Here is a 12286-nt window from a genome sequence, read left to right on the forward strand (position 1 = left end):
AGCACAATTCGCTACTCACAACTCGCCACTCAGGATTCCTGAGCAATAGCTTCTTCAACTTGGGCTTGTGCGTCTTTCCTCGCCTGTTTTTGAGCATCAGCATCGCTATTATCCGAAGCATCCGCATCTGCAGAATCGCCAGAATGCCCCTGTCCAGAAACAGCATCACCAAAATCAAATCCAGAAAAAGCGTTTGCAAACAAAGACCTAAGCTCGGTAACACGTTGCGTAATTTGCGCTTCCCTATGCTGCAGCTGCGTTAGGCGCGCCGTCATACCATCCAGCTCCTGCTGAGCTGCTGCCCTACGCTCTTCCACTTGAGCCGTAGCATCTTGCATAGCTTTACGAACGATTTGTGCAGCCTGAGCATCCGCATCCTTATGCGCCTGTGCAGCATAATTATCCGCATCCTGATGAATAGTTTTTGCCCTAGCAACAAGCGCATCAGCCTCTTCTTGAGCAGCGTGTTCTCGCTCTTTCAATCCAGATATAAGTTCGTTCACCTTTTTTGTTGCTTCTTCTTGCTGAGCTGCAATATCGTTTCTAATTTGCTCAACTTCTGCACTAACCTGGCTTAGCGTGCGCGTGCGCTCAACTTGCGCTTCGTCTGCAATCTCCTGTGCTTTTGCCGCAGCAGCATCTGTAATTTCTCCAGCCTTGCGCTGCGCATCCGCCATCATCTTTGTTGCTCGCTCCTGCATGTCTGCAAGTTTCTTGTTTGCTTCTGCCAAAGCCGACTCAATCTGATCATTTGTCTCTGCTTTAGCATGAGCAATTTCCGCGTTTGCCGCAGACCTCTGTTCCGCGATTTTCTGCGCTGCATCCGCTTTTAGCTGTGCAATTGCTCGCTCCTGCTCGGATTTTTCGGATGCCATTCGCTTCGTGTGTTCTTCTCTAGCGTTGTTTATTTCCAGCGTTGCAGCATCTCTTTGTGCAGTAACATCTTTGTTTGTTGTTTCACGCAAACGCTGCGAGTCTTCTTTTGCAGCACTCGTCATCTGGCTTGCCTTGTTGCTTGCTGTAGAAAGCAGCGTATCCGCTTTTGTTTGAGCCTCTTGCAGCAAATGCTCTGCGTCTAATTTTGCATTGTTTAGCAAGGTTCCCGCCTGCGCCTGAGCAGTTTTTTTAATCGACGCAGCGTCTTGCTTTGCGCGTTCAATTAGCTGCGCACTCGTCTGTTCTGCCGACGCAAGTAATTGTTGCGCATTTGCACCCAAAGATGCAAAAGTATTCCCGCTTTTTGCACGTTTAACATTATTTTTTTCTTCTTGCAATTGTGCTTGCAATTGAAGAATAGATTCGTCACTAGATCGCACTTGTTCACGCAGACGCGATATTGTGCGCTCGTAGTTAGAAAAGGCTTCGTTGACTTTATCTTTGTCGTATCCGCGCAAAGCAGTTGGGAAACGATCTGGCACCATAGTTTTTCCTTTCACAAACCCCCGCACGATTCACTAACTTATCGTGCACACTCCATCAGCAATAACGCTATCACTTTAGACGCAAAAACACTCGGGCGTGTCGAGCGAACTACTCGAGCAATATGCTTAAAGATGAAGGTTTCATATAGTATTTTACGGCTTCACGAATTATGTTTTGACCAGCTTTTATTTGCGAATCTAGCGGCAGCCCATGCCTAGCGTCATGAGTTGCAACTACTGGAGGAAAACTTACGAATCCTGCGATTATCTGCTTTTTAGAATTATTGGACGCCCAATTTAATAGCCTATAAAACAGTGAGTTGCAAACGTATGTTCCTGCATCCGAACTTAGTGTTGACGCTATTGCGTCGTGAGCAAAATCGTTCAGAATCATTCGCAATGGCAACCTAGTCCAATATGCAGATGGTCCATTTTCAACAATTTGTACACTTTGTGGAGTGTGGTTATCTACGTCTGGTTTAGTTGCATCCATAATATTTGTGGCGCACCGTTCTAATTGCACTCCGCGAGCAGTATGTTTTACCCCTGTTGCTATTACAATATCCGCATTTTGCGCATTAATCATTTCTAAAAGCTGAGGCCATGCGTTTGCAAAGCTAATCGGCAGCATTACAGACTTGATATTTACGCTAACATCTTCTGGAAGATCAAGCTCCTGACTTGAATATTGTTCTAAAGCCAATGGCACTTCGTAAGACGGGTTTACGCTAAGATCAACATATGGTCCAAATCCTGAAATAACTACGTTAATTTGCTTCATAACAATAGCTTTCTACGAATAGCTTTGCTTTTTACTTATCTTTGACTATAAGCGCAAGCAATCGTCCTTCATGTGATTTTCCAGCAAGACCTGCGCGTCTATGAGAATACCAGAGTGGATTTTCCAACGTGCACATTGGGTTTTGCAACGCCTGAAGGCGACTTTTCAGCGTTCCACCTTCGCAATCAACATCGCAAACTGTACTCAATTCTTCGTCTTCTGCCAAATATTGAGTTGCGGCTGTAACTCGCGGCAAAGCGTCAACAACGTTTGCAACTCCTGCCAGCGCTAAATCAATGCGAGCAGCTTCAGCAATATCAATCCCCACTCCACCAAAACGCGTTTGTGTTACAGTTTGTGGATATCTGCGTTCAAAGTCGCTAGCTATTTCTTCGCCAACTTCATAGCAATCGCCACAAATACATGGTCCAAGAACAGCTGTTATATTCGAGCGTTCGGCTCCTTTTTCACACATTGCTTCAATAGTAGAATCAAGTACTCCAGCCATTAAGCCTTTTCGTCCGCAATGCGCTGCAGCTATTACTCCAGATTCACTATCGGCAAGTAAAACTGGTAGGCAATCTGCAGCAAACATTCCTAAAGCGAGTGAGCATGTTGTTGAAACTTGCGCATCAGCCTCAATTCGCACTTTTGAATCTGCAAAACCTGTTGCATCAAAACCATACGGAGTGTTCCACGAATCAACTATTGAATCTGCATCAAACACGCTATTTCCATGCACTTGGCTAACAAGACACAAGTCGGCTTTAAGAGTATTTTGCAAAGCACAACGGTTGCTAAACACAGCTTTAGCATCGTCGCCAGCTTTGCCACCTAGGTTAAGCGACGCAAAATCACCTTCGGAAATGCCACCTAATCGTGTTGTAAAAACGGCGTGAGCGCGCGACCCCAATGGCACTGGAATTGTCACTGGAATTGGCAACCCATGCTCGTCTTCATGAGCAAGTGGCATTCCTGCTACGCTAGTTTCCTGCATATTATTCGCTTTCGTTTTGTTTTATTTGCCGTAACAAGTTATTTGCCGTAAAAGTTAGCCCAAATAAGCTAATTCTTCATCACTTAACTGCAAATCCGCAGCTTTTAGACTATCCAATATTGTAGCTGGCCTATGCGCGCCTGGAATAACAAAAACGTTATTTCCCTTAGCAAGCTCCCAAGCCAAAACAACCTGCTGATAGCTAACTTTGTGAGAATCTGCCACTTTGCGGAATGGGTCAAAAAGATGCTCGTCATATGGGTGACGGAACCCTCCAAGAGGACTCCAACAAACAAACGCAATTCCAAGCTGCTTGCAATATTGCAACGTGTCTTCATTCTCTAAATGCACTGGAGAATACTGGTTTTGCACAGCCACAAGCTTTTCTCCAAGAATTCCGCGCGCAATGTCAATCTGCTCAACAGATGCGTTAGAAATGCCAATTTCGCGCGCAACTCCTTCATCGAGCAACTGTTGCATTGCTTCAATCGACTCGTTGTATGGAACTTCTGGATCTGGCCTGTGGAAGTAAAGCAAATCAATCGTATCTACGCCAAGAGCCATTGCTGACTCTTTGGCATGCGCAATCAAATGCTCTGGCTTACCATCTTTACCCCATGTTGGTCGTCCGTCAGTAAAGTTGCGGAAGTGTCCGACTTTTGTTGCAACTAAAATAGAAGACTTGTCTCCATTCCAGCTATCCAAAGCCTCGCGAACAAGCTTTTCTCCAGTTTGTTCCTCGCCGCCAGAACAATAGTATGCCCATGCTGTATCGATATGAGTGCAGCCTGCATCAAGAGCTGCATGAATAGTTTCGATACCCATATCATGTCCAAGATTGTTTTCAATCGTCAATGGCATTTCACCAAAACCAATAGCAGTGGTTTTAAATGACCCTAAAATGCGATCCATAATATTTCCCTTATTTTAAGCCGTTTTAAAATGCCCCCAAGTGCAAAAGCTACTTGAAGGCATTTAGAATTATTTTTATTTTATGCGACTACGCTTTTGTGCGTTCATCTATTTGACTTAAGATTAATCCTCGTCAAATGGGTCAAAATCGCGACGAATCCTACGACGAGGACGCTCAGAACGCTCTTCGCGAGACGCGCGATACTCATCATAGTGATCGTCATCAGCTGCGTAACGTGGATTACGGTCGTTTCCACGACGATCGGCATTGCGATGAGCAGACCTATCTTCATGGCGATCATCGCGATTATCCCTGCGATCATCCCTATCATCATAACGATCTTCACGTGGAGCGCGTCGGCGAGGACGATCTTCAAAATCGTTGTTATCGTAACGATTATCCCTGCGATCATCCCTTCTGGAAGAACGATCCTCATAACGGTCAGAACGATCGCTTCTATCGTTTCGATCATTCCTATCGTCATAACGCGAATCGCGATCATCACGAACATTACGGCGGCGAGGGCGCTCATCCCTATCGCCCCTATCATCCCTATCGTCACGTGGAGCGCGTCGGCGATCGCTTCTGCGATCATCCCTATCATCACGATCTTCGCGAGGAGCGCGACCACGGTTTTCGCGAGGCGCTGGAGCAGAAGATTCCTGATTCTCAAAACCTGGAATGGCCAAAGAAATCTTACCGCGTTCATCCACGCTTTGTACGATTACTTCTACGTTATCGCCTTCCTTAAGCACATCTTCAACGGTATCAATACGCTCACCATTAGCAAGGTTACGAATCTGAGAAATGTGCAACAATCCGTCGCTTCCAGGAGTCAAGTTTACGAAAGCACCAAAGCTTGTAGTCTTAACAACCTTACCAGTGAAAGTTTCACCAGCTTTTGGAATACGAGGATTTGCAATAGAGTCGATGATTTCCTTCGCCTTCTGAGCAGCTTCGCCGCCTTCAGAAGAAATATAAACAGTACCGTCATCTTCAATGGCAATCTCGGCACCAGTTTCTTCTTGAATCTGGTTAATCATCTTGCCCTTAGGTCCGATTACTTCACCAATCTTATCTACAGGAATCGTAGTTGTGATAATGCGTGGAGCAAATGGGCTCATCTCAGCTGGGCAATCAATGCACTCGTTGATAACTTCAAGAATCGTTGCACGAGCTTCGTGAGCCTGCTGCAAAGCGGCAGCCAAAATATCGGCTGGAATGCCATCAAGCTTAGTGTCAAGCTGCAAAGCAGTGATGAACTCGGAAGTACCAGCAACCTTAAAGTCCATATCTCCGAAAGCATCTTCTGCACCGAGAATATCGGTCAAAGTCTTGAAGATATGCTTTCCATCCACGTCTCCTGAAACCAAGCCCATAGCAATACCAGCAACTGGAGCCTTCAAAGGCACACCAGCTGCAAGCAAAGAAAGCGTAGACGCGCAAACAGATCCCATAGAAGTGGAACCGTTAGAACCAATAGCTTCCGAGACTTGACGAATAGCGTATGGGAACTCTTCACGACTTGGCAAAACCGGCACCAAAGCCTTCTCTGCTAAAGCACCGTGACCGATTTCACGACGCTTAGGGGATCCAACGCGACCCGTTTCGCCAGTGGAATATGGAGGCATTTCGTAATTGTGCATATAGCGCTTGGTTTGTGGACCAGAAAGCGCATCCACTTGCTGTTCCATCTTAAGCATGTTCAAAGTAGTTACGCCCAAAATCTGAGTTTCACCACGCTGGAATAACGCAGAACCGTGAACGCGAGGAACAATATCTACTTCGGCACTAAGAGTACGAATATCACGCAAACCGCGACCATCAATTCTGTAATCTTCCGTCAAAATACGACGACGAACAATCTGGCGCTGCAACTCCTTGAAGGCGTTACCAAGCTCCTTTTCCTTCTCCTCATCGTCCATATCAGTAAACTCTTCTGCGATTGCAGCACGCACGCTTTCCTTAATCTCCGCAATGCGGTCTTGGCGTGGGAGCTTTTCCGCAATAGAAAGAGCCTCGTTCAAATCAGCATGAGCAATCTCATCGATTCTGGCATAAAGTTCGTCAGTGTATTCTGGGAACAGCTGGAATTCCTTGGTTTCTTTAGCTGCAATACGCTTCAACTCATTCTGAGCGTCGCAAATAACCTTAATAAAAGGCTTTGCAGCTTCCAAACCACCAGCTACAACTTCCTCATCTGGCTTTACTTGACCCTCATTGTAAATCAAATTCCAAGCGTTCTTGCCAGCACCTGCTTCGATCATTGCAATAGCAACATCGCCATTTTCAATAACACGACCAGCCACAACAATCTCAAATACTGCACGCTCGCGCTCACTCCAACGTGGGAAAGCAACCCACTGGCCATCAATCAAAGCCAAACGAACGCCAGAAACTGGGCCTTCAAATGGCAATCCAGAAATCATAGTAGATGCAGATGCAGCATTCAAAGCAATAACATCGTATGCATCATCTGGATTAATTGCCAAAATCGTTTCCACAACTTGCACTTCGTTACGCAAAGTGTGTGGGAACAATGGGCGTAATGGGCGGTCAATAATACGGCACGCTAATGTTGCTTCGTTAGAAGGGCGTCCTTCTCTGCGGAAGAAAGATCCTGGAATCTTTCCAGCAGCATACATTTTTTCTTCCACATCAACAGTTAATGGGAAGAAATCGTAATTTTCCTTTGGGCTAGATCCTGCAGTCGTCGTCGACAAAATCATGGAATCATCATCCAAATATGCGGCAACAGCACCGTCTGCTTGCTGAGCAAGGCGACCAGTTTCAAAGCGTAGCGTACGCTTTCCAAATGAACCATTATCAATAACGGCTTCTACAGCCTTAATTTCGGGACCCTCCACGGGTTCCTCCTTTTCTTAACTTACCTAATCAACCAACATGCGTAATAACATTGACAACTTCGCTTTTGTTATTTGTTTACCTCTAACATCCACGCGAATTTGCAAATTTGCATATGCCAATGTTTCTTTTCGTAGTGTTTTTTGTTTCGGCTACTTCAATCATCCATATTCAATTATGCTTCTAAATCTTCAGTTATAAATCTTATGAATCCTAAATTCTAAAATCCAAAAATATAAGTCTCTACAATATTTTCTATAGTTTTTCTATAACTTTACAAATTAGACACTATAAGTCTGTTTAAAACTAATAGATTTAATTCAAGCTTTTCTATTCTACTTCAAACCCACTAAAACCGATAAACCCGATAAATACATAATGAAAATTCATCATGAAAATATAAAAGCCCGAGCTTATGCCCGGGCAAAAAAAGACTTATCGACGCAATCCGAGTCGATCGATCAAAGAACGATAACGGTTAATGTCTACACGCTTCAAATAATCGAGAAGACGACGACGATCACCAATCATGAGCATCATACCACGACGAGAGTGGTGATCATGCTTATGCTCCTTCAAGTGATCAGTAAGGTCAGCAATACGCTTGCTCAACAAAGCAACCTGGACCTCTGGGGAACCCGTGTCACCCTCATGTGTCGCGTATTCGTTGATGATGCTCTTCTTATCTTCAGCCGTCAATGCCACGGCGTCCTCCTTAATATCACTGCGCGGTGCTGCAACCTTATGATGCAGCGCTCTCAATCCGCGGGCGTTACACGCCAAGTGTTGATTCTACAACAACGTGTTAACAAGATTAATTCGATTGGATACTCGTAATTCTACCAATACCCTACTTCTCCAAACATTTCTTAGCTTTGTTAGCAGCATGAGCCTTATAAAGTCCAATAAACGTTGGTACAAGAGAAATCAGCAGAATCGCCACTATAACAAGCTCAAAATTCTTCTGAACAAAAGGAATATTGCCGAAGAAATATCCGAGCATTGTAAAAAGCGACGACCATACCACTCCACCAAGAATCGAGAAAGGAGTAAAACGAGTCCAACGCATTCCAGAAATACCCGAAATAAAAGGCATAAAAGTTCGTATAAACGGGAAAAACCTACCTAAAAACACAGCAAGAGGACCCCATTTATCAATCATCTTCTCTGTTTTAGCAACGCGTTCTGGAGTCAATGCCTTAACTTTACCAGATTCAACAATTCTTCTGCCGAAAAAGTGTCCGATGAAATAATTGCACTGGTCGCCAACAATAGGTGCTATCCACACAACCGCGAGCAAAAGCATAAGCGGAAGAGAACTTTTACCAGTTTGCGAATCTGGAGCGGCAAAGAATCCTGCTGCAAAAAGCAAAGAATCTCCAGGCAAAAATGGGAAAAACACAACGCCTGTTTCAATAAAAACGATTAAGAATATCAATCCCAAAGCAGGAGCTGTACCCATAGCAATCCAACCAGCTATAGCTGAACGCGGGTCTTTAAGAAGATTAAGAATAAAATGAATAAATCCCATACGAATACCTAAAATCCTGTTTTGTAGTGCCGTGTTGCACTTTCTATGCACGCATTTTGCGCGGATTAACAATTATATTGCACGCTTTAGATTATGAGATTATGATTTGAATCCTGAATTTGTTTCATTTTTGAATCCCGACTTTGTTTCCTTAAAACCGACATTTGACTACAAAACCAAGAACGCTAGCGCACTTACCGTGCACACGCAACACAGACTAACGATTAAACATGATTAACAAGATGATTAACAAGATAACGATTCGAGATTTTTTACAGACAATCAGGCGTTTTTCGCGTATATTTTATTTTGCTGGTAATGTAGTCATTGAGAATTTGATATTACAAATTTGATCTAGCTTTAAAGTGTTTAACGCGTTTAAAGGAGAGTGGCAAAAGATGGATCAGCGTAAAGCAAACACTGATGCTAACGCAGATAAAACACTTGGATCACCTAACGAATTGGAATCTGAGCTATCGATAGCAGATATTTCCAAACGTCACTCTAATCCTAAACGCTGGATACTCTACTTTGCAGTGCTTCTAGCAGCAATAGTCATTCCATATTGGATAGGTAGAACATTAGCCGTACAACACACTTCATGGGTTGTTCAACATTATTCTGGTTTAACACCACAAGGCGTTGTGTTTATAGCATGGGTTACAACCGTTGCAACAGCTACAACACTAGCAATGGCATTAATAGAGTCTAAAAAATGGCTGTGGAGATTCTTATTCGTTATTTTTCTAACGATTGAACAATTTATAAGCGGCTTATGCTTGCTAAGACTAAGCTTTTGGTACTCAACATACGTAGTTTATGGGTCTGCAGCTGGACTGGCTAATGCAGCAAACCTTGGAATAATATCTGCAGGATTTGGCGTTGCTGTATACGCTGTTTTATTCGTAGGACTACTTGTAATAGTGCCTAAAACATCACGCTTAAATGTGCTGACTCGCAGCTGGGCATCATTAATAATGTTCTATACTATTGAAGTCTTAGCGATTCTTGTGGTGATTTTTGGCGGATTTATGACAGCAATGTAGCTTCCACATATGCATACTAAATGTGTGTACTATATGAAAATACAAATAAGCATTAGGCGCATTATTATTGACATTTAAACGTTTTTTGCAACACTCCATACTGGTTTAGCATTGTACTTTTACGCACCTTGTAGTACAGTGTGCAGAGTTGTTGTAGAACAATGGGGCTATAGCTCAGTTGGTAGAGCGCTTCGTTCGCATCGAAGAGGTCGTGGTTTCGATTACCATTAGCTCCACTAAGCCCACTGCATTCATTCCACCGCAGTGGGCTTTTTCTTTTCTTACTCACTGTTGCGTGATTTTCCTATTTAGCGTTGCGCGGGCGCGACGACCTGCCTTTTCGCTTAAAGCGTAGCGCGAAAAGGCAATTCGGAGCGCTGAGCTTGCTTAAGGTTGAAAGCACAGTGTGCTTTCAACGCAAGCGAAGACGTGAGCGCGGCTAATCCGCGCGAGCGATTCGCCTTACTTGGTGTTGCGCGAGGGCTGGCTAATTCTTGTCTCACAACGCTCTGCCTTTTGTGTGTTGGTTGTTGTTGCGGTTGTTCCGATTTGGTTTTGATTTTGTTTTTTGGTTGAGGTTTGTTTGTAGTGGTGACTCATTGGATTATTTGGTATCGGCGCCGCTCTTATATTGTTCGACCAAGAATCACCCAGCCCTCTTACACTTATGAGCAATTGCGTATAACCTAATCAAATATATTTTCAATTGAATCAATTAACAGATCTGCTTGGCTCATTATCTGCTTAACTCTATTGTCAACGTTTTTATTTTGCGACTTTATAGATCGCGCTAAATATAACGCGTCGTCAAAAATATTTTCAATACTATCTTGACTAACAGCATAAGACTTAAATAAACCAGTCCACGATTTTAGCGAATTAAAAACAAGTTCACACGCATCTATTTTTACAATCTCGTTCTGATTTTTCTTAGCATTTTCAATAAAATTATGCAACTTCGTAATATAATCAACATTTTGCGGCTTGGATTTTCCTTCCGCATAAGATGCAAAGCTTAAATACTCACTTCCAATCAAATAATACATTGATGCCAACTCATAGTCTTTTGATTTAACACCTTTTAACGCTTCTTTAAACCATTCAGATGCTGCTGTTATGCGAGTTTTTCTATTTGAATCACTAACTTCTTCCCCATTTTCAACGCTATAATACCAATATGCTTTACCCACAGATAAGCACAGTTCATACCAATCTTCAGATTTTTTAAGCGTGTTTTTATACTCATTGATCAACGCTGTAAAATCTTCTCTTTCATCAAGAGTCCACCGAAAATCTTCAATTTGATGCACTAAAAGTCTGAGTATTGGTTGAATGGAAAGCGGCTGAATATTGGCATTAAAAAGTTTTATTTGCAATCGCATAGCTTGATTAACATTTTGAATCACCTGCTTAGAATCCACTGATTTTGCCGCTGTTCTCATGTAGTTTTTATATTTTTCAACATCACTTATTTTCTCTATAGCATTCTTGTTTCTTTTTTCATCATTGTCACGAGTCAGTCGCGCATAATCATTTTTTCGACTACTTATTTGACTATTTGATGTTAAAGAATGCAATGATGTTCCTATCAAAAAGCAGCCAACAACAACCATAAGTATGCAGCAAATAATTTTGATTACAATATTTCGATAACTATTCCTACCACTCTTTTTATGAGTATTTTTACGCATACTCCTACGACTACTCTTACATTTATCATGACGATTATTCTTATAATGATTTACACGCGACCTGATATTTTCTATACCCTCTACGCCAGAATCTAAATTGTCTCCTAAATAATTTTCTAAACAATCCTCTAACGACTGAGCAAATTCTTTACAATCCGCATAACGCTCCAAAGGATTTTCTAACATAGCGCGCATTAAAACAGCTTGAAGATCGTTAGCAAAACCACCATCAGCTAAGTCGAAGTTAGTAAAGTGCTTTGTAGCATCATAATGCCCTGAGTTTTCTGAGTCTATAGTCTTATTATCAGAAAAACATTTACCCGTAAGAGCAAACCACAATGTAGCACCAAGAGAATACACATCAGTAAAAACGCCTATTTTAGATTCAGGCTTAAAAAGTTCTGGAGCAGCAAATCCACGAGTAGCAAAACGCGCATCTTGTTTAAATCTGCTTGGTTGCACCAACACACCATCTTTATTTTTAATTTCTAACGCAGATCCAAAGTCAATTAAATAAACTTTTGAATCCGCACCAAGCATAATGTTAGATGGTTTTAAATCACAATAAACAATAGAAGGATTAAGTGAATGAAGATATTGCAATAAGCCACACAATCGTATACCTAAATTACACACTTCGGCAGGACTAATAACACCTTCTTGTAAAATCATTGATTTTAAAGAAAATCCGTCAACATAGTCGCGAACAGCGTATGCTCTGCCATTCTCCTCAAAAAAATCAACAATTCTAGGTATAGAAGGATGATTGCAATGATTTAAAACCTCAACTTCTGCACGCAAAGATTGCAAAATCAAGGCTTTTTTATCGTCATCAGAATCAGTAGCAGTTTCTTTTACAGCCCACTGCTTATGAAGAACATTATCTACCGCAAGATAAACAGTAGATGTTCCTCCAGATCCAAGTTTTCCGAGAATCTGATATCTTCCACCCACACAAACCATATTTGCCGCACTTTCATAAAATCAAAATGACAATAATCCTGTGCTGCAAACTTTATAGACTAATTTGCGTATTGAAAA

10 protein-coding genes and 1 tRNA gene are annotated in these 12286 nt (G+C 42.4%); 2 read left to right on the forward strand and 9 right to left on the reverse strand.

The annotated features are described in order from the left end of the window. Positions 1-29: 29 nt before the first annotated feature. The 7 genes from ACJV45_RS05530 to ACJV45_RS05560 all read right to left on the reverse strand — a co-directional run bounded on the left by ACJV45_RS05530 (position 30) and on the right by ACJV45_RS05560 (position 8508). Positions 30-1421 (reverse strand): cell division protein, encoded by a 1392-nt coding sequence (locus tag ACJV45_RS05530; protein WP_019261882.1) that lies wholly within the window; start codon positions 1419-1421, stop codon positions 30-32. Between the two features lie 109 nt (positions 1422-1530). Beyond that, positions 1531-2202, reverse strand: a complete 672-nt coding sequence (locus ACJV45_RS05535; protein WP_419397832.1) for a pyroglutamyl-peptidase I — start codon at positions 2200-2202, stop codon at positions 1531-1533. Between the two features lie 31 nt (positions 2203-2233). Then, positions 2234-3199, reverse strand: a complete 966-nt coding sequence (locus ACJV45_RS05540) for a purine nucleoside phosphorylase YfiH/LACC1 family protein (protein ID WP_419397833.1) — start codon at positions 3197-3199, stop codon at positions 2234-2236. 54 nt (positions 3200-3253) lie between these two features. Continuing rightward, complete coding sequence (locus ACJV45_RS05545) at positions 3254-4111, reverse strand: aldo/keto reductase (RefSeq protein ID WP_419397834.1); 858 nt, start codon at positions 4109-4111, stop codon at positions 3254-3256. A 123-nt stretch (positions 4112-4234) separates the two neighbouring features. Beyond that, complete coding sequence (locus ACJV45_RS05550; RefSeq protein ID WP_419397835.1) at positions 4235-6979, reverse strand: polyribonucleotide nucleotidyltransferase; 2745 nt, start codon at positions 6977-6979, stop codon at positions 4235-4237. Positions 6980-7412: 433 nt separating this feature from the next. Further along, on the reverse strand, positions 7413-7682 hold the full coding sequence (rpsO, locus tag ACJV45_RS05555; protein WP_004111957.1) for a 30S ribosomal protein S15: 270 nt from the start codon (positions 7680-7682) through the stop codon (positions 7413-7415). A gap of 145 nt (positions 7683-7827) precedes the next feature. Continuing rightward, positions 7828-8508 carry a DedA family protein gene (locus ACJV45_RS05560; protein WP_004118351.1) on the reverse strand — a complete coding sequence of 227 codons (681 nt, stop codon included), beginning with the start codon at positions 8506-8508 and terminating at the stop codon, positions 7828-7830. Between the two features lie 398 nt (positions 8509-8906). Here ACJV45_RS05560 and ACJV45_RS05565 point away from each other — a divergent pair, with 398 nt between their 5' ends. Beyond that, entirely contained in the window at positions 8907-9554 is a 648-nt protein-coding gene (locus ACJV45_RS05565) for a hypothetical protein (RefSeq protein ID WP_019261886.1), read from the forward strand. A gap of 163 nt (positions 9555-9717) precedes the next feature. Continuing rightward, positions 9718-9790: transfer RNA gene (locus ACJV45_RS05570), tRNA-Ala, on the forward strand. A gap of 108 nt (positions 9791-9898) precedes the next feature. On the opposite strand, the gene ACJV45_RS05575 is transcribed toward ACJV45_RS05570, so the two are convergent. Then, positions 9899-10057: a hypothetical protein gene (locus tag ACJV45_RS05575; protein WP_419397836.1), complete on the reverse strand. Its 159-nt coding sequence runs from the start codon at positions 10055-10057 to the stop codon at positions 9899-9901. A gap of 183 nt (positions 10058-10240) precedes the next feature. After that, a complete protein-coding gene (locus ACJV45_RS05580) occupies positions 10241-12208 on the reverse strand; it encodes a serine/threonine protein kinase (protein WP_419397837.1) in 1968 nt (655 codons plus the stop codon). Positions 12209-12286 lie beyond the last annotated feature (78 nt).

This window comes from Gardnerella lacydonensis, from assembly GCF_048545055.1.
GTDB classification, from domain to species: domain Bacteria; phylum Actinomycetota; class Actinomycetes; order Actinomycetales; family Bifidobacteriaceae; genus Bifidobacterium; species Bifidobacterium vaginale_C.